The sequence below is a fragment of the uncultured Mucilaginibacter sp. genome (assembly GCF_913773635.1).
GTDB lineage: Bacteria > Bacteroidota > Bacteroidia > Sphingobacteriales > Sphingobacteriaceae > Mucilaginibacter.
Genome location: NZ_CAJYGQ010000011.1, coordinates 224,238 through 247,435, shown reverse-complemented (window position 1 = coordinate 247,435; position 23,198 = coordinate 224,238). Strand labels below are relative to the sequence as shown.

The 23,198-nt window shown below is 42.0% G+C and carries 12 protein-coding genes; all 12 read right to left on the bottom strand.

Annotated features, from left to right (window positions below):
• Positions 1-12: 12 nt before the first annotated feature.
• The 12 genes from QZ407_RS14460 to QZ407_RS14405 all read right to left on the bottom strand — a co-directional run bounded on the left by QZ407_RS14460 (position 13) and on the right by QZ407_RS14405 (position 23,195).
• Positions 13-933, bottom strand: a complete 921-nt coding sequence (locus QZ407_RS14460) for a PorP/SprF family type IX secretion system membrane protein (RefSeq protein WP_295772300.1) — start codon at positions 931-933, stop codon at positions 13-15.
• A 12-nt stretch (positions 934-945) separates the two neighbouring features.
• Positions 946-5,718: an MBG domain-containing protein gene (locus tag QZ407_RS14455; RefSeq protein WP_295772298.1), complete on the bottom strand. Its 4,773-nt coding sequence runs from the start codon at positions 5,716-5,718 to the stop codon at positions 946-948.
• Positions 5,719-6,319: 601 nt separating this feature from the next.
• A complete protein-coding gene (locus QZ407_RS14450) occupies positions 6,320-8,581 on the bottom strand; it encodes a multicopper oxidase domain-containing protein (RefSeq protein WP_295772297.1) in 2,262 nt (753 codons plus the stop codon).
• Positions 8,582-8,644: 63 nt separating this feature from the next.
• Positions 8,645-9,487 carry a DUF3347 domain-containing protein gene (locus tag QZ407_RS14445; RefSeq protein ID WP_295772296.1) on the bottom strand — a complete coding sequence of 281 codons (843 nt, stop codon included), beginning with the start codon at positions 9,485-9,487 and terminating at the stop codon, positions 8,645-8,647.
• 611 nt (positions 9,488-10,098) lie between these two features.
• A complete protein-coding gene (locus tag QZ407_RS14440) occupies positions 10,099-10,623 on the bottom strand; it encodes a DUF3347 domain-containing protein (RefSeq protein ID WP_295772295.1) in 525 nt (174 codons plus the stop codon).
• Between the two features lie 10 nt (positions 10,624-10,633).
• On the bottom strand, positions 10,634-13,081 hold the full coding sequence (locus QZ407_RS14435) for a zinc-dependent metalloprotease (RefSeq protein WP_295772294.1): 2,448 nt from the start codon (positions 13,079-13,081) through the stop codon (positions 10,634-10,636).
• 20 nt (positions 13,082-13,101) lie between these two features.
• Positions 13,102-14,535 (bottom strand): RagB/SusD family nutrient uptake outer membrane protein, encoded by a 1,434-nt coding sequence (locus QZ407_RS14430; protein ID WP_295772293.1) that lies wholly within the window; start codon positions 14,533-14,535, stop codon positions 13,102-13,104.
• A gap of 14 nt (positions 14,536-14,549) precedes the next feature.
• The gene (locus QZ407_RS14425) at positions 14,550-18,155 is read right to left on the bottom strand and encodes a SusC/RagA family TonB-linked outer membrane protein (RefSeq protein ID WP_295772292.1); all 3,606 of its coding nucleotides are present in this window, start codon (positions 18,153-18,155) and stop codon (positions 14,550-14,552) included.
• A 60-nt stretch (positions 18,156-18,215) separates the two neighbouring features.
• On the bottom strand, positions 18,216-19,376 hold the full coding sequence (locus QZ407_RS14420; protein WP_295772291.1) for a FecR domain-containing protein: 1,161 nt from the start codon (positions 19,374-19,376) through the stop codon (positions 18,216-18,218).
• Positions 19,377-19,460: 84 nt separating this feature from the next.
• Positions 19,461-20,042 carry an RNA polymerase sigma-70 factor gene (locus QZ407_RS14415; RefSeq protein WP_295772290.1) on the bottom strand — a complete coding sequence of 194 codons (582 nt, stop codon included), beginning with the start codon at positions 20,040-20,042 and terminating at the stop codon, positions 19,461-19,463.
• 262 nt (positions 20,043-20,304) lie between these two features.
• A complete protein-coding gene (locus QZ407_RS14410) occupies positions 20,305-22,062 on the bottom strand; it encodes an ATP-binding protein (RefSeq protein ID WP_295772289.1) in 1,758 nt (585 codons plus the stop codon).
• Complete coding sequence (locus tag QZ407_RS14405) at positions 22,059-23,195, bottom strand: sensor protein KdpD (protein ID WP_295772288.1); 1,137 nt, start codon at positions 23,193-23,195, stop codon at positions 22,059-22,061. The genes QZ407_RS14410 and QZ407_RS14405 overlap by 4 nt, the downstream gene beginning before the upstream one ends.
• Positions 23,196-23,198: the final 3 nt, after the last annotated feature.

Here is a 23,198-nt window from a genome sequence, read left to right as displayed (position 1 = left end):
CGGTAAAGTTATCTAAAGTACGCTTCGCTTTAGCAAATCGCTGCCAAAACGGTAGGTGAGTGTAATTTCGTGGGATGCATTGCCCAGCCGCCCGCCAACGTTGTTTGATGCGGTTCCAAACTGATAACTATAGCCCAATTTCAGCAAATCGGAGTTTACTGATAATATCCCCGCCATTTCATTATTGGTGCGATAATTGAAGCCAACGCCTACCGTGTTCTTTACATAAACCGACATTGACATATCGGCAATGAACGGAACACCTTTGGTATAAGTCGCTAAAAATGCCGGCTTGGCTCTTACATCGTCGTCCTCTTTACCAAAAAGATAGGCTGCAGCAAAGTTGTAGTGGTTTCTAAAAAAATCGGCTGTTTGTACCGAGGCATTGCCCAAATCACGTATGCTCAATTCAGGAACAGAAACGCCGAAGTAATATTGATCGGGCGAATACAGCATTATACCAAAACCAACATTGGGCTTATTATCACGCACATCGTTGCGAAAAACCGGGTCGTTTGGATCTAAAGATGAATAATTTGCTACATAACGCCTGATTCCGGCATTGATTGAAACACCTAAAAACTGCTTTTCGCTTAGCTGGATACCCTTGGCAAAAAAGGCATTAATTTCAGTAAGGTGTTCAACAAAAAACTGATCATTAAGCACCGTTAAACCAGCTGCCGCATTCATTGATTCAATAGGCATATTACCGTTGAATATGAAGGTGGTTGGCGATCCGTCTTTAATACCATTCCATTGCTTACGTAGCAAGGCACTCAACGAGGCATTTTTATCGAGTAATGAATAAGCCGAATTAAGTGGCGTAAGGTTATTCATGTACTGGGTATAGCTAAAAAACTGCTGTGCATTAACATGCACGCTGTTAACAATAAGGATGGTGATAACTGTAATGTATCTGAAAAAAGTGGTCATTTTAAGCACTGCTTAATATTTTAAAACAAAGGCTCCGCTTGCACGCCTGCCTGCGTCTCCGGCCATAAATTGTATTACATAAAAGTAGGTACCGGCCTGCTGTAGTTGCCCGTTGATGTTAGACCGCCCGTTGAAGGCCCTGCTTATGTTGTCGTAGCCATCAACCTCGAATATTTTAACCCCGTTACGATTGTAAACGGTAACCTTATTACCCGGATATTTATTAATACCCTGAATAAATAACACATCATTAATACCATCACCGTTAGGCGACACCGCCTGATGCACTTCAATTTCTATTTTACGGGCTGTGTTTTTTACCTCAACGTTGCGCATTATGGCCGTAGCCGGCAGGTAATTATTATTGCCCGACTGTGTAGCCGTTATAAAAGTGCTTCCAATTTGCCTGGCGTTAAGTAATTGCCCTTGTATGGCCGCAACCGATGCATCCGCGGATGTGAAACTAACCGGTAAGCCTGATGTAGCAGTTACGTCTTGCAAGGAATAATTTTCGCCACGAGACAGCGTAGGTATTGCATTAAAATTAATGGTTTGCTGCGCCTTGTTTACTACTAAAAGCTGCGTTTGAGGCTGCGTTTGTGTATAACCGCTTGTAGGGCCAAAGGCAGCCGTTATAATTGTTGTTCCGGCACCTGTAATGCGTATGCGCCCGTTAACAATAGTTGCTACCAACGGATTGCCTGATGAGTAAACAATACTTTCGCCTACGTTATTTGAAGCAGCCGGATCAAAATCGGGATTTCCGAAGGTTTGTACAGGCAATGTATTGAAAACAATTGTTGCTGCACCACCGCTTATGGTGAGAGTACCATTGATGTAGCCGAAGTCATAATTAGTTGCTGCACCACCGTTAGGCACTATAGCGTAAGTACCTATAGGAGATGTTACCGTGGCTGATGAGGATGCTGTTGGCTGCACCGTTAAAGCGGTTGGCGTATCACCATTTACAAAGCCGGTGTATGCCACCTCAAAAGGCGGGTTATTGACACCGTAAGCTCTTGTAGCATTTTTTGCCGTTACGGTAAGCGTTGCTTTACTTACAGTCAGCGTTCCAGCTGTGTAAGCAATATCATAATTATCGGCCGCAGCGCCTGCTAAGGTTATAGGGTACGCACCCACATTGCTGGATGTAGTGGCAATTGTTGAAGCGGTAACCGGTGATTTTAAAACAGATTGATTTTCATTGTTTACAAAACCGTTGTAGGAAAGCGTAAAAGCCGGATTTGCACCGCCATACACGCGGCTTTGGTTATTAGAATTTATTACAAGCATTGCCTTAGTTACCGTAAGTGTTTGCGAAACCGGTAGTGTTTGTGCATAGTTACTACCAGGAAGCAAAGCGGCTGTTATGACTGCGGTGCCCGCTCCTTTAATTTGTATGCGGTTGTTTACAATGGCAGCAACATTTAAATTATGAGATGTATACAAAACTTGCTCATTAACGTTACTGATTGCCCCGGCGTCAAAAGCAGCGTCGCCGTAAGTTTTTTTAGGGATAGCAGCAAATGAGATAGTAGAGGTGCCCGGTAAAATACTGAGGGTTCCGTTTACGTAAATGAGATTGTAATTAACCGAAGCACCACCAGCGGGCACCAAAGCGTAAGTACCTAACGGAGATGTTGGAACAGCGGTGGTAGTTACAACAGGTTTTACCGTTAGCAAAGCTTCACTATCACCATTTACAAAGCCTGCATATTTGACCATAAAAACAGGATTAGCAACGCCGTAAAACCTCGAAGTATCTTTTGCGGTGACAGTTAAATTAACCTTGTTAACCGTGAGTGTACCATTCTCATAAACCACGTCATAAGTTTGATTAACACCTCCGGACGGAACGATGCTGTAAGTGCCGGCATTACTTGATTGAGTTGCCGCTGTAACCGCTTTAGGCAATTCGGTAAATACAGATTCATTATCATTACCTACAAAGCCGGCGTAGCTTAATGTGAAAGCCGGGTTGGCTTCCCCATAGTTTCTTGATTGGTTAACTGCCTTCACAATTAACTGAGGCTTGGCTACAGTAAGCGTTCCGTTCTCATAACTTATATTATAATTAGGTGACGCCGCACCGCTAGCAGTAACAGTATAAGCACCGGGCGCTGAATTTACACTTGCTGTGGTATTGAAAACGGGCAAACTGGTCAAACTCCCTGGTGTATCAAACGTTGCAAGTCCCACGTAACTCGCTGTAAATTGCGGGTTAGGCTGTGCGTAACGGCGGGTTGTATCGTTTACCCTGATAGTTAAATTAGCCGGAGTAATGGTTAAGCGGCCGGCTATGTAATTAAAAGTATAGTTATCAGCAGTTGCTCCGGCACCTTGAAGGGCATAGGTTCCAACCGGAGATGATGATGTTGCTGCAGATGTAATAACAGGTTGCTTTGTAATGGCTGTCTCCTGATTGTCGTTATTTACAAAACCTGATATGGTGTAATTAAATGCAGGCAGGGGCTGCCCATATACACTGGTTTGATTAGTAGCCCTTACATTAAGCGGAGCTTTGACTATAGTTAGCCTGCCCGCAACGTATTTAATATCATAATATCCCTCACGTACAGCAGCCCCGCCGGTTGTTATACTGTAATTACCCACCGAAGATCCGGCAGTAGCTGTGGTTACCGGCACAGGTGGCAGCGTTTCAAAAACCGATTCATTATCGCCATTTACGTAACCGGTAATGATGTACCGGAGCCTGGGAATAGCTTGCCCATAAGTTTTGGTTATATTGTTAACCGTTACTGTAAGAAGCGCATTATTTACGGTGAGCGTACCGTTTACAAACTTAATTTCGTAGTTATCGGCACTTAAATCACCATCAATTTCAATGGGATAGGTTCCGGGTACTGATGCTGTTGTTGCCGTTGTAGTAAACACAGGCCGGCCGGTTAGGATCACTGATGCCCTTTCATTATTAACCAACCCAGTATAGGTTGCCGTTAAAGTTGGGTTAGGCTGACCGTATGTTTTTGCCTTATTGGCAGCAGTTACCGTTAAAACACGCTTTTCAATAGTAAGCGTACCTGTTTGGTAAACAAGATCATAATTAGTTGCAATGGCACCGGCAGGGGTTATGGTGTAAGTTCCCGCCGGTGAGGTTGCCGTGCCGGGCGAGGTAAGCGACGGCCTCCTGGCCAGCACTCCCTGGGCTTCGCTGTTTACAAAACCTGTGTAAGTAATTGTAAAAGCAGGGGTTGTGGCGCCGTATAAGCGGGTTACATCATTTGCTTTTATAGTAAGTGTTGCCTTTGTAATAATAAGTGGAGCGCTGGAATGCGTTATGGCATAGTTTACGGATGTTGCACCCGAAGGCGTTATTGAATAACGCCCAACAGGCGATTTTGCTGTTGCCGTAGTTTTAATAGTTGGAAGCTGTGTTAACACGGTTTCGTTTTCGCCATTCACAAAACCGGTATAGGTAACCGAGAACGTAGGATTCTCACTCCCGTAAGTACGTGTTTCTGCAACTGCTACTATGCGTAGCGGAGCCTTGCTTACCGTAAGCACGGCATTGGTATAGGTTATATTATAGCTTTCGGCAGCAGCTCCGGTAACTCTTATAGGATAGTTACCGGCTTTTGAAGCCAAATCGGCGGTGGTGGTTATAATGGGTTGGGAGGTAAGAACACTGGCCGTTTCGCCCAATACAAAGCCCGAATAGGCTACAGTTAATTCAGGGTTCTGGCTGCCATAAGTTCTTGTTTTATTTTCGGCTCTTATAGCCAAATTAGCCTTAGTTACCCTTAAATTACTTTGTACATATTTAAAATCATAATTTTCGGCAGCTGCCCCCGAGGCTGTAATAGGGTAAACACCAACAGGTGATTCTTTCTGCGCAGTAGTATTTATAACAACCGGGCTGGTAAGTACGGCAGCTGTTTGTCCCTGTGCAAAACCTGTAATAGTATAAGTAAGTGCAGGCAGATTAGCGCCATAGGTTTTTGTTTTTGCAGTAACGGTTACCGTTAAGATTGCCCGCCCCACGGTTAGCGTACCATCAACATAATTGATATTATAGTTATTACTTGATGCCCCGCTAACAGTGATAGGATATATGCCGGGCTCGCTTGAACGCACAGCTGTAGTGGTAATAACCGGGCGTGTAGTAAGCTTGGTTACGTTATCGTTATTTTTAAACCCTGCGTAAGTAACTGTTAGCGCAGGAATATTGGCACCATATGATTTCGTTTTATTGTCGGCCCGTATGGTAAGTGTAGCCGGATTTATTGTGATGGTTCCGTTAACAACGGTGATATTGTAATTTTTAGTGGTTGCTGCCCTTATCGTTATTGGATAAACACCAACCGGCGACTCGATCCTTGCGGTTGTGGAAATAGTTGGTTGCGGTGATAAAGCAGTTTCGCTGGTACGTAAACCAGTATAGGTAAACTTAAGTGCAGCATTACCTGTACCATACAAGCGGGTTTGACTCACTGCGGTAACAGTCAAATCGGCTTTATTAACAACAAGACTTTTGCTTACGCGGATTGCCCTGTTATATTCAGCATTGCCGGGTTGCTCGGCAGTAATAACTGTTTCACCTGCACCAACAATACGTATTGTGGTACCGTTATTTACTACTCTTGCTACAGTAGGGTCGCTGCTTATGTAGGTAACCGGGAGCTGCGAGCTTGCAGTGGCGCCCGGCGAAAAGTCGGCATCGGTATAAACTTTTGGAGCAATGTTATTAAACGTAATTGTTTGGTCAATTGCCAGCCGGCTACCCCGGTTATGTACAACTGTTTTTGCAGGTACATATGCAAACAATATGCTCGTCCGCAACAATAATAACACCCCGATAAATAGCCTTAAAAAAATCAGTAACCTTTTTATAAACGTTTTTCCCATGTATAAAAACTACATCAAACCCAAACTAACTTTGCCCACGTTTATTAGCCACACAAGCTGCGAAAGCAATATGAAAACCAATTAGAAATATTAATCTTTACGAAATAATATTTCAGTTTGTTTCATACAGTTCCAAGCTACGTGCATCAGCACGTAAACAGCTGTAAGACATCTCTTAAACAGAGGGCTGCCTAAGTTTATGCAGCATTACTGCCGCACAACTTTATTCATTTCAGGTAGGGATAGACGGTGGCTAAAGGAGGTTAATCTAAAGCCGGTATATATAGTTTAATACGTTAAAATGAAATTAAAACTGATGTTTAACCTTGTAATACAGCAACTTTCACCGTTTAACTTTAAAGTGCAAATATAAGTTTAAGTTTATTTTTTTACACAAAGTGATATGATTTTATTTTAAAGGTAGTTATGGAAATAAAAAACGCCATATATAGCACTTAAAAGCATATATATGGCGTTTAACAGAACAATGCAATACTAAAAATGCATCAGTTTATAAATACTAATAATTAAGCGACAAGCCAATTCCCCAGCCCATATCACTATCATAGTGCGTACGTACGCCCACGTTTTTATTTACTACATAACGTAAATCGGCCATGTATTCACGATCGGTGTTAAGCATAAAGCCAGCACGTAATCTTTTTGAAACCGGAATGTCTTCACGCATCAGTGACAAGCGTACTATGCCGTCATGGTAAATTTCAGATTGGAAATTGATTAGCATTGGCAAGGTATACATCACACCAACGCTGAAAGCGCTGCGGTTATCCTTTGTGTTGGTTTGCCCAAATATGTTACTTTCATGCTCGTCCATACCCATACGGCGGTACCTCCAATCAAACCCTATAAATGGCATAAGCCATTGCATTTTGCCAATATAGCGCCCTACATGTGTTTCCACCTCATAACCATGCATGTCATTATAACCCAGGCGCCACTCCGTACCTACCGACCAACGCGTGTTTTGAAACATAGCCTCACCGTCATTACCGTTGGTAGCAAAATCATTTTGTGCCATAAAATGAGCCATGTTACTTTCCTTTTGCAGCATTTTATACGCCTCGGCTTTATCGGTAAGATATGGATTTTTATAGTCGCCTACCGCAAAAACACGGTCCATTCCGGCCATCATGTGATATAAAATATGGCAATGAAAAAACCAGTCGCCCTCGGTATTGGCAGCAAACTCAATGGTGTCGGTTTCCATTGGCATTATGTCTACAACATTCTTAAGCGGTGCTTTATCACCTTTACCGTTCAAAAGTCTGAAATCAAACCCGTGCAAATGCATAGGATGGCGCATCATCGAGTTATTATACAACGTTATACGCAGTACCTCACCCTTTTTAACCGGAATTTTATCACTTTCAGATAGTACCCTGTTGTCCATGCTCCACACATAACGGTTCATGTTTCCGGTTAGGGTAAACTTTAAATTTCTGATAGCGGCATTAGGCGGCAGCGTGGTTTTGACCGGCGATTTGAGCATGGCATAATTAAGCGTAATAATACTGGCAAGTGCATTGGCATTGTAACGGTTTGGATCTTTGTCCATATCCATACCTTTATGGGCTTGTTTTTTACCTGCCTCTCCGGTTATCTCCGGGTACATTACCACGTTCATGTCCATTTTATTTAGGCTCATGTTCATGCCCATATCATCAAGGTCGCCGTTCATTTTCATCATGTCGTTCATCATCTTCATGCCCTCAAAATATTTAAGGCGCGGAAGCGGTGAAATAAGCTGCCTGATACCGTTGCCAACGTAGTAACTGGCCGATTGGGTACGATCTTCTGTGGTGGCTAAAAATTCGTAAGCCAGCCCTTGCTGCGGTATGGTTACTACAACATCATAAGTTTCAGATACGGCAATAATTAAACGGTCAACCTCAACAGGCTCAACATCGTTACCATCACTGGCTACAACTGTCATTTTTCCACCTGCATAACGCAGCCAGAAGTATGAAGATGCCCCGCCGTTTGAGATACGCAGCCGCACCTTATCGCCAGCCTTAAGGTTCTTTCCTTCAACACTTTTCAAATCGGTGGCATGGCTGCCGTTAATAAGTATTTTATCATAGTACACATCACTCACATCCATGGCCGTCATGCGTTTCCATTCATTTTTCACTTTAACCCCAAGTTTCCCTTCCCGTATAGCTTCTGCGTATGATTGTGTTGCACCTTTTTTAATAGCAGCCCAATCGTTAGCATTGTGCAGCATACGGTCAATGTTATTAGGGTTAAGGTTTGTCCACTCGCTTAAAATTAAAGGCACCGCGGGTAAATCATCTATTCCTTTACGAAAGGTTTTATCATCAGCACGTTTCTTTAAAATAAGGCTGCCGTACATGCCAATTTGCTCCTGCAAGCCCGAATGTGAATGATACCAGTGTGTACCACTTTGTATGACAGGAAACCGGTAAGAATAAACCGCACCCGGCTTAATAGGGTGCTGGGTAAGAAAGGGCACCCCATCCTCCTTGTTTGGAAGAAAGATGCCATGCCAATGGAGTGATGTATTTTCCTGAAGCTTGTTATGTACCACTATCTCGGCAGTGTCGCCTTCTGTGAATGTAAGGGTGGGCATGGGTATTTGCCCGTTAACTGCAATGGCCCGTTTGGCCTTACCTGCATAGTTAACCATAGTGTCGGTTACCGTTAAGTTATAACGTACAACCTTTTGAGCATATACATATGGTGTTACCAGCAGCATAACTGCCTGTAACACCACTTTAGTTACTAATTTATATCTGATCATTTTTGAGTGCTTTGCTGTTGGATGCCTTTTTACATCCATGTACCTTATTGCTGAACGCAAGGCTTATTTACCGCCAATAGTATCCTGTACCGAACCACAGTTGAGCATTTGCGAACCGTAGTAAGGGTTTTTTATTTCCTCTTCTTTACTTAACCAGTTAGCGCCTTTACCACTGTTAAACATAGGGCAATGCTGGTAGTATAGTGCCTGGTTGTTTTCGGTTGCCTTGGCCAGCTCATAAATATTGGCAGAGAGGGTGATAAATGCCGAACGTTGCTTAGCTATATCTTTTGAAGCTGATATAGCCTCGGCACCGGCAGCTATATCTTTCATTGTTTTCATCCACGCGTTGTGTTCCTTAGCATTAAGTTTGCCCATATCCACAGTCTTTGCTGCAACACTCATTACTGAGGCTTTTTGAGCAGCCGCAACGGCATCAGTATTTGCCAAAGCGTCTTTTAAAGTAAAATAGTTATCTAACAGCAGTTGTAATTGCCCCTTTTGCTGAGCTGCATTATGATTTGCATATGCCTCACCGGCAAGTTTATTTTCGCCGGCAGCAGGTTTTAAATCGCGGTTATACTGGCAGCATTCGGGCAGTTTTGCATAAACATCATCAGGCGCTAAAAAGGTTTCACTGTCATAACCTGCAAGGGCAATGCGCTTAAGTATATCATCAGTACCGGTTTTTTGGCTATCATAATTAAGCGTAGCCATTTTGGTATCCTTGTTCCAGTTTACGGTGGCAACGTTTCTCTGGCTCCCGGCTTTTTCAATAGCCGATTGACACATTTCACAATTGCCATATACTTTAACGCTTACGGTTTTTGAATTTTTAATTTGCGCGTTTATAGTTTGGGTAGCCAGCAATACAGCAAGCACTACCAATTTTAATACTAATTTCATTTTGGAATTTTAAAGCTGAATAAGAATATAAAGAAGCTGCGTTGCTCCTTACTATTAAGACACACCTATGGCTGTTAAGCCATAAATTCAGCTTATTTTGGGCGGTAACCACACAGAAATGTAGCCCGAGGAGAAATAAAATGACGTATAACCAAATACTTGCTTATTAAGGCTTGCAAATGGATGAACTTTACTTTGAGATGTACCGGCCAACAAACTTGGATGGGAACCCACAGCATTACTGCAAACGCAACTTTTACATTTGCCATCGCATTGCTTGCTATGCGGCTTCTTGCTTTTACAGCAATTGCTTTGCGCACCATGCTTACCTGCCTTCATTTTGCATAACTGGCTTTTGCTGTGCGCGCTGGTGGAAGAACAGGCATGAGTTTGCGCAGGCATTAAAAAAAATACCAGGCTAGCTATTATCAGCATAAACGTATATATATTCCTGCTTTCCAACATTACAAAGTTAACGATTGCTGCCTTTTGATAGTATACTCAATGTCTTTTTTAATAAACAAGGCATCCTCTTCAACAAGATGCCTTGATAACTATATAACTAACTCAAAAATAAAGAACGAATGAAGATTGGTAGCGGCTAAAATGTTTTACAGTTGTGCTTTTACCTCGCCGCAGGTAAGCATGTTTTTTGGATAATATGGGTTTTTAATTTCTTTGCTGTTACTCACCCATGTTACGCCCGTCATTGGGCATTGCTGATAGTATATTTTGGTTTCTTTGATAAAACGGTATTTACCGGCCAGCTCCCAAAACCCTTTTGATACGTTAGCAAAATGCTTGCGCTGCTCGTTAATGTTCTTTGTAGCAGCTATGGCTTTGGCTTCGTCAATAATATCGGTACGCAATTTTTTCAAAGCCATTAAGTTCTCCAGTACGTGTGTGCGAAACCTTACTTTGATTAATTCATCGGCAAATTTTTGGGCAGCAGCAGCAACACCTACCGAGTCTGATTTAACCAACCCGTCTTTCACAGCCAGGTAGGCTGGCAGGGCTGTGTCATTACGGCGCGAAATTGCAGAGTCGCGTTGGGCCAATGTACTGTCTTGCTGTGCAAAGGCAACCTTGCCGGCCAATACCATTATTGCGATGGTTAACACTTTTAATATTTTCATAGCGTATTATTTAAAGTTTACTTTGTTCGTGAAGTATCTTGTTTATCTCGTGCACAATATCATTGTAATGGGCTGCGTATTTAGGACTTTGTGCAGCCATAGTGCGTACTTCGGCACGCAAACGCTTAGTATGCTCAATTACAATGAGGCGGGTATCATCGCGCTGGGCGTTTGATTTTATCCAGCCCTCTTTAACCTGTTTAGGGTTAATGATAAACTGCAGCTTCTCTACATATGAGCGCTGTAAACTACGCCTCATGCTGTTGGCCAGTTCATTTTTGCCAAATGGCTTCCACACCTCACGCTTAATATCATTCAGGTACTCTGCTACCGGATAATTTTTACGCGTGGTAAGCTCCATATTGTGCATATTGTATAAGTATGTTGGCGCTATAAGCGTGTTAATAAACCTGCTTTGCTGGTCAAGGATATCATCGGTTACTTTGGTGCCCAGTTTATCGGTAATGTTATCAGGGTATAACCACAACGGTGCCTCAAATACATTACGGCCTATAAACCTTATGGCGTCCTTAGTACGTTGCTTAGGTATTGAGGTGTAAACCGGGCCGCTTTGTTCCACACTTTTAGAGGTGATGTACCTGCCAACTATGTTTTTAGCCACATGATCGAGGTATCGTGAAAACTGACCAACTGCAGATTTATGCAGCTCTTTTAAATTATCATACTGGTCGCCTTCTTCACGCGTCCATTGCGGCAGCATGGCTACTACTCTTTTCAGGTTTTTTATGCCGTATTCGTTAGCGCGCATTACGTTATCACTCAAGTCTTCGGCCTGGCTGCGCGGATCTTCATTTTTTCCTTCGCCGCCAAACCACAGGCGCGGGTTACGTCCTAAACTGTCAACCGCCAGCTTGTTTAGCAACTTATGTTCCTGCTCCTCGTTTTGATTACCCGGAAAAACTTTATAGCCCCACTGAATGGCCCACTTATCATAAGCACCGATGCGCGGATATATACCTGCTTTGCTAATGTGATCTTCAGGCTGTGCAACATAGTTAAAGCGCGCATAATCCATAATTGATACGGTATGGCCATTGGCTTCCACCCATTTTTTGTCGCGCAGCTTTTCAACCGGGGTTTGGCTGCTAGCGCCCATGTTGTGCCTCAGGCCTATGGTGTGACCAATTTCATGCGATGACACAAAACGGATCAGCTCACCCATTAGTTCATCATCAAACTCCATTTTACGGGCACGCGGATCAATAGCTCCTGCCTGTATCATATACCAGTTGTGCACCAGTTTCATTACATTGTGATACCAAACCACGTGGCTCTCCATAATTTCGCCGCTGCGCGGGTCACTTATACGCGGACCGTATGCATTAGGTGTTTCTGATGCCATATACCTGATTACCGAAAAACGGGCATCCTCCAAACTCATAGTGCTATCACCTTGAGGCCATTCTTTAGCCATAATGGCATTTTTGAAGCCTGCTTTTTCAAAGGCCTTTTGCCAATCATTTACACCGGCAATAAGGTATGGACGCCATTTTTTTGGCGTAGCCGGATCAATGTAATATACAATAGGCTTTTGAGGCTCTACCAAAATCCCTTTGTTGTATTTATCTACATCTTCGGGTTTAGGTTCCAAACGGTAACGCTGGATATAATCCTGCGTTTGGGTGCGCTGGCTGTTTTCGTTAAACAGGGTAAAGCGATTAGCAAAGTAACCTACACGCTCATCAAAAAAGCGCTTTTTCATAGGCACTTTAGGCAACAACACCATTGATACGTTAAAGCTATAAGTAATGGCTCCCGCTACCTGCGCAGCATAAAGTGATGATGATGTTGATGTGTAAGTTTTGGTAGTTCGAACCTCAATATTTAGTGGATAAGCAGCGATCTTTTCAATAAACGAACGGTCGTCAGCAATACTGCCCGCTTTAGATATACCTTTATCTCTGGTACTGATACTCATTACCGGATTATCTTTTTTAAACAAATCGGTTACGTCAATCACCGTGCGTTTATCAGCAGTATTAACTGCCTTGATATCAAACGCAGCTGCTATTGGGTTTACGTTTGATACCTTTAACGATTTGTAAATAGCCTGTGTACTATCTGCACTATCATTACGGTAAACCACACCCCGCATGAATACTTTATTGCCCGGTGCTTTTTCAAAGTAAATCGTTTGCTCGTTAGTGGCCTCGCCGCCCATGCTTACATTGCCCGATGGGGTGCCTGCATAACGGGTTACAACCAAAAAGTAGCGATTAAACAACGAGTCGGGTATTTCAAAATAATACTTGTTATCATTATAAACCACGGTAAATACACCATGTTGCTTGCGGGCACTTGCCGGCACTATCTTACTGTACGGCTGCACAGCAACTGGCTTTTTCACTGTATCGGTTTTTGCCGGGGTGGGTACAGCCTTTTGCGCAAAGGCAGCAAAACCGCACAGCAAAAGGCCATACATCATCACATACTTCATATAATATTAAAATAGATTGCTTATCTGAATGGTACAGTTTCGTTGGTGTTTAGTGTAAGCAACGGGTTAAGCTTAAGCACATCCTGCGCAAACGGAATAATGTACATACGCGAATTTGGCTTTAAGGTATACGTTACTTGCGGTACCGTTTTGTTTACAATAGGGAATGTATGTACCAACGTTTTGGCGTAATCGGGCTCCAAATTAAATCGCTTAAGGTCGAAGAATCGGTTAACGCCAAACATTAACTCCTTACGGCGCTCCTGTATAATAATATCCATGGTGGCTTTTGTGGTGGCTGGCACCGCAAGTTGCGCTTGGGCAGGGTTGGTTATACGTTTTGAACGCAAATTGTTAATAATGCTCATGGCCTCGGTGTAATTACCTTCACGGGCATATATTTCGGCCAGCATTAAGTAAACCTCGGTAGTTTTCATGCCTACTGTAGGGTAAAAAAACTTCGTATAAGGCACATTCCAGTAAGCAGTACCTGAACCTGCATCAATATTGGAGTTTGGACCACTGGTAAAGAACAGGTTGTAACGGGAATCAGTGGTGTTGAATAAGCTTCTAAGTTCAGGGCTCATTAAATTTGTGTAAGCAAAGTTCATTTCAGTTACCCCACTTACATAAGCATAACTAAGTACCTCTGGGTTATCAGCAGCCGGAACCGACAACACGTTTGGACCACCCTGAGCTGTATATTTAACCAGGTCAAATATCTGCCCGTTATAACTTAATGACTTTTGAGCAGCCGCCTTAGCCTGGGCATACTCGCGCTTAAATAAATGCACCTTGGTCTTTAAAGCATAAGCAAATGCCAGTGATGGATGATACACGTCTAGAGGCTTTTCCTGCAAATAAGGCAAGGCCTCATCAAGATCGTTTTGTATAAACTTATAAACTTCTTCAACGCTCGATTTTGCTTTTTTTGCCTCCAGATCATATTTATCCATGATGATCACACCACCGTCAGTTGCGGCTGTTGCCGGGTCGTATGATTTCGAGTAAACGTTAATAAGCATGAAATAATCAAAAGCCCTCAAAACCTTAGCTTCAGCTTTGGCCAAGGTTTTTATCGATGCATCGCCATTAGTATCGTCAATTAACGACAGCACCATATTCCAGCGGTTTATGTAAGTATATATCTGGTTGTAATAGTTACTTGAGGTTAAGTATTCAGGGCGGTTGACTTGCTCATCAAATGTGAAGTTGATGATGTCCATGTTTTTTGGCAAACCTATTACGTATGATTCACGAATCCAGAAATCATCGCTGAGGTAAGTAAAATTACCGGTATAATATCCTCTGTTTGGTAAAGAAATCAATTTATAGTAATCTTCAGTTGATGAGATTACCGTTTTTGCCTTAGGCACTATATCCAAATATTTATTGCACGCAGGCAGGGTAAATAAAGTAACTAAGGCAAGCGTTATGTATGTTCTTAATTTCATGATAAACTGCATTATTAAAATCCGACACTTAAACCAAATAAAAACGATTTAGGAATTGTTAAACTGCGGGTACCGCTGTTAAGGCTGTATGCTTCAGGATCAATATCATTGCCGGCTTTGCTCCAATACACAAGGTTATTAGCCTGTGCAGTTAAACGCAGGTTGGTCATATGTATGCGCTTCAAAAAGTCGCCTTGAATGTTATATGATAGCGAAATATTGCGCAGTTTTATATAATCAGCGCTTAGTATCTGGTTATCGCCATAGCGCCAGTTGCTACTTAGTGTACTTGCGTAGTTTTTAATGGCGTTAGGATATTCAAAATACAAACGCGGCCTATCAGTAAATCCGTTTGTGTATAACTGGCCAATACCTTCGTTGAATACATTGTTTGCAATTGGGTCTAAAGGCACTACCTCTTTACGCAAGTTATTGCCGCCCGAATAAACAAACAACATATTTAACTGCAGATTTTTGTAGCGGATGCGTTGCGAAAATGAACCATTAAATGATGGCAGTAGTTTACCTACGGGCACCAATGCAGCCGGTGAGTTTATAGCTACTACACCGGTAGGCGTACCATTTGCATCAAACGTTACGTTAGGATTGCCGTTTTGATCTAAAAAATATGGATACCCATTAACCATGCCGCCATATTTGTAGGCATACATAGTTTGGAAAGATGTATTGGCGAAATAATAGTTTGTTGGAGCAGAGATATAGTTGAAAGCACTGGTGCTGCTGTTATTTACGTCAATAATGGTGTTTTTATTATAAGCATAAACTACGGTTGAACCCAGTGTAAAGTCTTTGTTTTTAAACCAGTCTGAACTTAAGCTCACCTCAATACCGCGGTTGCGCATATTGCCGTTGTTAATAACACGTGATTTTAAACCAACGGTTGGGTCCAGATCATTATTGGTCAATAAATCTGAACTGTAGCGGTTATACAAATCGATGCTACCTCTAAGTAAGTTTTTGAACATCGAAAATTCGAACCCAACGTTGGTGGTCGTTACTTTTTCCCACCTTAGTTTAGGATTAGGGAACGCCGAAATGTTGGTGTAAACCAAAGCCGGGTAAAGGTTATCGTTACGGTAAGTAGCGGTTGCGTAAGGCGATGAGGTTAAATCGGAGTTACCATTGATACCATATGTTATACGGGCTTTTATATAATCAACCCAGTCAACGTCTTTCATAAACTCCTCGTTGCTCAAGTTCCAGCCACCACCTACAGACCATATTGGCTTCCAACGATACTCAGGATCTAAACCAAAAAAGCTGGCCTGATCTATACGCACGCTACCGGTAAGGTTATACTTATCATTCAAAGTATAAGCCGCGTTACCGTAAATAGAAACGTAACGGTTTAACGGGTTTTCGAGCGATGCGTTGTTACCGCTCATGGTACGGCGGCCATATAAATAACTGGTAATGCCCGTTGTGCTCAAAGTTTTGAAATCCATAGGCTGCGAAGACAGCAATTGAGGATCATAACTATATCTGATATCGTTTATAAACAAAGGACTTTCATTTTGACGGGCTTCAAAACCACCAATAGCAACTATATTATGGTTCAAATTGCCGGTTTTGAAAGTGCGGTCAAAATTCAACTGCTGCCTGAAGGTGTAGTTGTAAGAACGTGCGTTTTGTTGTAATAAGCGCCCGCCGTTTGAAATTACGTTGTGTTCAAACTTATTGGAGGCTGTATTAAACGTAGTCATTACGTTATACAAAAAGCGCATTTTGTACGATTCCTGATCATAAAACTGCTCTACGTTTCTGTTACTGGTTTCGTACTGGAATGATATTTCGTAGTTCAGACCTCTTAACAGCTTAGCACGCAGGCTGGTGAATGCACGCAGGTTGTAAGCTTTGGTGTTGGTAATACCGTTTTGAAGCTCATTTAATACGTTAAACTTATATGATTTAAAATCGGGGTTAGTTGAAAGTTTTGAAGCAACCTGACCATTGATTAAACCTCCACTCGAAAAACCATCATTCACGTTTGCATAATCAGAATAAACAAGATTTCCGTTTTCATCAACAATGCGCGCATAACGCTCTTGTAAATCATAGTTACTAAAAGTGTTATCAGTAGCATTTGAATTGGTGTATCTTCCATTTAAGCCTACAGATGCCGTTAGCCATTTATTAAAATCAAATGTGTTTTTTAAATACATGGTGAGCGCCTTGCTGTTGTTATCTTTTATTCGCATGGCACTTTCATCATAATTTAAAGACACAAAGGTGTTGCTTTTGGCCGAACCCGAGCTTAATGACAAATTGTAGCGATTGCGTGTCTCATTTTGCCAAACGTTATTGGCGTAATCTCTGATATAGTCGTTGTTACGCCAACTGTTCAAAGTATTGTTTACCTGGTCGGCAGTAAGTTTACCTTCAGACTGTGAGCGGTAAAGCTGATATAATGGCGAATAGTATTTGATATTACCAACACCTACATCGCCATATGAAGCGAACATGGTTGCCGGATTGGCAAAATTTAATAATTCGCTTTTGTATTTAGCGGTTTCGTAGTCAATGATCTGGCTGGTGCTTGCATAATGCATTTTATCCAGATCAGGTTTGGTGGTTACAAAATAATCGGCATTGGCGTTAATGCTCACGCTGCCTTTTGCACCTGACTTGGTGGTTAATACAATTACACCGTTGGCTGATTTTGAACCGTATATGGAGGATGCCGCAGCATCCTTTAAAACATAGACTGATGCAATGTCATAAGGGTTAACTTCTTCAATGCGCAAGTTGGTTGGTAACCCATCAATTACCACTAACGGGTAAGTACCAATGGTAAACGACTGAAATGTAGCCGGTCCGCGTAACTCTAAATCATTACTGCCGGGGCTAAAGCGTAAACCTGCAACCCTACCTTCCAACGCAGAAGCTAAATTAGGATTAAGCTGCTGGTTTAACGTTGCCGAATCTATTTTAACAACAGCCGCAGTGCTACGCTCTTTTAAAAGTGTCTGGTAACCGGTAACAACTACTTCTTTAAGGTTGGCGTTGCTCGCAATCATCACAATACTGATTAAATCAGCCGATTTTACGTTAGCAAGTGGCGTTTCCTTCAATGTGTAACCCATACTACGGGTAACAATTACTGGATTAGTGGTAAAAGACGGAATAGTGAATGTACCGTTATTAGCCGTTTTGGTAATTGCTGTTTCGCCTTTAACTTGTACATCAATGCCTGGCAAAGGCATACCTAATGTATCAATAACTTTACCGCTTACCTGTATGGGGTTAACCAGTTGCGGGCGGGCCTTAATGACGATAATTTTTTTATTTACTTCATAAGTAAAAGGCTGGCCTGCAAACAGGCGTGGTACCAGCTCGCTAAAATTAACGTTGCTTGCTGTTAATGTTACCGGCGATGCATTTTTTAAAAAGGATGCATCGTAAACAAACTGGTAACCGCTTTTCTTTGAAAAATCGGCAATTGCTTTTGCAAATGGAACGTTTTTGTAGTCAACGCTGATTTTTTGTGCAAATACCTGTAATGAAAACAGGACTCCGAAGCACAGGAGCAGTACGCTGAATTTACTTTTGGCGGGGCATAGGAAGGGTGTACCCCGATGCTTTTGGGTAAAAAAAATCATTAGTTTTAATTAGGATGTTAATAGTGTTAAGGAGAGTAAAATTGTATTAAGTTGCAGGCGCTACATAACCGTAACCCTCCTTTCGTCAATCCTGAACTTAATGCCGCTTGTTGTTGTAATCATGCCAAGCACCTCTGAGAGGTTAACCTGCCGGCTGATTCTCATATATAATTTTTTAGGGGGAAGTTTGCTGTAGTCTGTTTCAAAGTTGTACCAACGTGATAGTTTGTGCATTACTAAATCCAGCGATGCATCTTCAAACACAAATTCGCCGCCTTTCCAGGCGCTATACAAATCGGTGTCAACATCGGCAACGGTGATGCCGGCCTCAGTGGCACGGCTTTGCTGACCGGGTTTTAAAACGGTAGTTACTCCGGCACCTGTTACTTTTACGCTGCCTTCATTAAGCGTGGTTAGTGTACCTTCATCTTCTGCAAAATTGCTAATGTTAAATTTGGTGCCCAAAACCTCAACCTCCTGCTTGCCTGTAGAAACAATAAACGGCTTTAACTTATTTTTGGCAACCTCAAAATACGCTTCGCCGCTAAGCACCACCTTGCGCTCGTTACCGGTAAAACCAACCGGAAACTCCAGCCTTGATTCGGAGTTAAGCAGCACTTCGGTACCATCGCTAAGCCGTACATGATATTGACCGCCGCGTGGAGTAATTAAAGTATTGGTTTTATTGAGCGCAACCGTATCATTACCATAGGCTGTGTAGGTAATTGTACCATTGCTGGTTTTACTAATGGTTACGCCGGCAGTTTTTTTAATTATGCCACCAGCTGTACTATTTTGTAAATCAAGGGTATCATTACCGCCAACGGTAAGCATGGCAATATTACCACCAGGCAATATATCAGTTGAGTGTTGTGTTGGTTTTGGTTTATTAAGCAATAATAAACCTGCTATACCGGCAACAAGAGCAACACTGGCCGCTGCGTACCATACAGTGCGTTTGCGAGGCTTAAGTTCAATAACAGGGGTAGCATCAGCACCTGCAAAATGCATTACCCTTGAGCGTACCTTTTTAAGTAAGGCAATATGTTGCAGTGCGGCGTCTTCATTAACGTAATCACCAATAGCAGCACCAAGCAGGTCCTTTAGCTCTTGTTCAGTACTTTTATCAATAAGATTAAAAAGTTGCTGAAGCTCGTCACGGGTTGCTTCGTTTTGTAAAAACCGCTGGTAAACCTGCCTTATATTTTCCGCATTACTCATAAATCACTTGCTAATACGCACAGAATCAAAAAACACACTATTCAATTGCAAGATTTTTTTAAATAAATTAAAACAATTTTAAATTTATGTTTTAAATACCCACGATATAAGCAGGAACATTAGTGTTTTTGAATTAAAGATGTATTCTTTAATAGTTTTGGTAGCCTGAACAAGCTGATTACTTACGGTTGATGCACTTATGCCCAACTCTAAAGCAGCTTCCTGGTAACTTTTACCTTCAATACGGCAAAGTTTAAACACAGCAAGGCGCTGTGGGGGCAGTTTTTGAAGTGCCTGGTCTAAAAGTTCGCGTCTTTTTTCAAAAATTCCGTCATCATCTGCCGAATTGTAAAACTCTTCGAAACGATTTATCATTTCTTCCTGTAAACGGGCATCACGAGATAGCTTGCGGTAGTAATCATACACCCCGTTTATGGCAATTGCATACAACCAGGGTTTAAAAGATTGATTGGCGTCTATTTTCTCCCTGTTACTCCAAACTTTTAAAAAAACGTCTTGCAAAAGTTCTTCGGCGGCACTGGTATCTTTCACCATACGCAATATTTTGGCCAGCAGCATTCCACTGTATTGATCATAAACCTGACCAAAAGCAGCAGTATCTCCTTCCTTTAATAACCGTATAATTTGCTCATGCCCGGCTTCCAAACCAACGCCAATAATGAAGATTAAAACAGACTTTGTTAACTAACCCGCATGCAGATCAACATCTGCAGCTAATTAGCTAAGATATGTATTTTGTGTTAAAAATTAGAAATCTGCTAATAAGAGACTACCTACAGCTATGAAATGTGCAGTAAAGCGTGGTTAATTGGAATGATTTATAATGTTAAAGTTTTTGTGAAAGCAAAACCGCCGACAAAGAATTGCAGGCGGTTTTTATTATCAATACTTATAAGGAGGTTTTACTTTATGCCTCAACAGCCGGAAGAATGAAAAAGAACCTGCTTCCTTCGCCTAAGGCACTTTCCAAACCTATTTTTCCCTGCTGCACTTCAATAAAATCTTTTGAAATGGCCAGCCCAAGCCCCGACCCCGACTTGTTTTGCCCATCGGTTGGAACCTGAAAGTACCGGTCGAACAATCGCTTTTGGAACTGTTCATCAATACCTTTACCAAAATCCTTTACCGAAAACTCAACCCTGCCTGCATACTTCTTCAACTCAATAACAACCTTTGATTTTTCGGAACTATAGCGGAGTGCGTTAGAAAGGAAATTGACAAGTACCCATGCCGTCTTTTCAACATCAACCTGTACATTAGGCATATCAGCATCGCTTTTCACTTCAATTTCAACCTGTTTTTGCCCGGCCTGAAACTTTACAGCATCAACTGCATAGTTTACAATTTGAATTGGTTCAGCCGGCACATAGTTCAATTGTATATTGCCTGTTTCCACCTGTGAAAGCTCTAACAGCTCGCTGGTAATTTTAAGCAACCGTGCGCTATCTTCGCCAATATGTTCCATTAATTGTTGCTGCTCGGTATTGAGCTTTCCAACGCGCTCATCATTCAACAGCTTAAGGCTCATTTTTATTGATGATATTGGTGTTTTAAGTTCGTGTGATATAGTGGCAATAAAGTTGGTTTTAGCTAAATCGCGTTCTTTAAACTCTGTAATGTTTTCGAGTATGTAAACTTTACCGGCAGGTTTGCTGGCAACTGCTAATGCTTCTGATGATTGCAAATTCATGTTCGGCACACTAATTTCCCTTGTTTCAAGCCTGAAGTGCGACTCCTTACCGTTAACTACAATCTTAAATGTCTTCCCGTCTGCATGCTGCTCTACAATGCTCTTCAGCAAATCATTCCCTTTACTTAAATAATCAATATTCTGACCTTCGGGCTGTTTACTGCCTAAATTTAAGATGTCTTTGGCAGATGAATTAAGAAACAGTACTTCTCGTTTTTCATCAACACCAATTATGGCATCGGTCATTTGTTCAATAATGGCCTCAATGCGCCTTTTGTCAGATAGTACATTGGCCAAATTGCTGTTTTCCCATTCTTTAAGCCGCGTTGCCATGCTGTTGAAAGCACTGGCAAGTTCTGCAAACTCATCGTTCTGAGGTAAATCAAGTCGGGCGCTATAATTTTGTCTGCTTATTTCAGCAATACCTTCCTGCAGCTTTCTCAACGGCTCAGAAATAAACGTAGGAAAATTAACACTGAAACTAAATAGCACTAAAAAGGTGAACGTGCCTGCCAAACCCAGCAATAATGAGGTTTTTTTAACGGACGCCTGCGCAGCATCGTTTTTTTTCACAATAGCCTGCATATTCACATCCTCAATTTCAAGCAAAACCGATCGTACCTGCATTAAAGCATCAACATAGTTTTGAGCTGGCTTACCGGGTGTTCCTAACAAAACAAAAGCCTCTGTCAGCTTCTTTACTGCATACTTTTCGCCTGGTTCGGTAATATTGGCTTCTTCTTTTGCAAGATGGTTTTTAAATGCATCAATTTCTTTTTGCTGCAGAGGGAACACGTTTGCATCTAAAATCTTCCGCATTTCGCGTACATACCTAAGGCTTTCGTAATTATCTTTTAGTATTACGCGTGAGCTTTTGGCTATTTCATTAATATAAAATAAAGAAAGCGCTCCAAAAAACAGTACAACGGCAAACAGGAAGCCGAAGCCTATGCGGAGTTTGGTTTTTATTTTCATGACAGTATCACTAAGTCAGTTTCTGTAGTAGCAATTTTGGTAAGCAGCTGGTTAAATATAGCGGTGCGCAATATAACCTGAAACAGGTTAAGGTGCGGCTTTCCAATGCATATGGTTGTAATTTCGCGCTCTTCAGTTATCTTCATAATAGTTTGAGCAATGTTATCGCTTTTAACTTTAAGCAACTCGGCACCCAACTCTGTGGCCAGCTTAAAATTATTGATGAGATGCCGCTGCTTATCAAGCTTTATTTTATCCATGCTTTCATTGCTGCTTTGTACATATAAAACCAACCAGGGTGAGCGGTAGTAAGATGCCAGCCGCGCCGTTTTACGAATTACAACCTTAGCCGTTTCATGGTTGGACGATATACAGGCCAGAAACTTTTCGGGCCGCAATTTAATCTGCTTTGGTATTTCAATATCAATCTTCCGTTCAAGATGATGCGCAACCTCTTTTAGCGCCAGCTCACGCAGCTGCAGTATTTTTTCATTTCTAAAAAAGTTTTCAAGTGCCCGCTCAACCTTGGCCTTATCATAAATTTTTCCCGCCTTTAAGCGTTCAATCAACTCATCGGCGGTGAGGTCAATGTTCACAATTTCATCGGCCATTTCCAAAACCTTATCGGGTATGCGTTCGGTAATGGCTATGCCGGTAATATTTTCAACCTCTTCGTTAAGGCTTTCTAAGTGCTGAATGTTTACCGCCGTAATTACACTTATACCGGCATCAAGTATATCAGTTACATCCTGCCACCGTTTGGCGTTTTTGCTTCCCTCAATATTAGTGTGCGCAAGTTCATCCACAATAACCACTTCGGGGTGCCGGTTTAAAATGCTTTGCAGGTCCATTTCTTCCAGCTCCTTTCCTTTATAAAATGTGGTGCGGCGTGGTATTAAAGGTATTCCATTTAAAAGGGCATGCGTTTCGGCCCGCATATGAGTTTCAATGTAACCAATTTGTATATCTATACCGTTTTTTAAAAGGGCGTGCGCTTCCTGCAGCATACGGTAAGTTTTACCTACACCGGCACTCATACCAATATAAATTTTGAGCTTGCCACGCCTCGAGCGTTTTACAAGCTCAATAAAATCTTTAACTGAGCTGTCTTTGGTTTCTTCTCTCTGGCTCATATT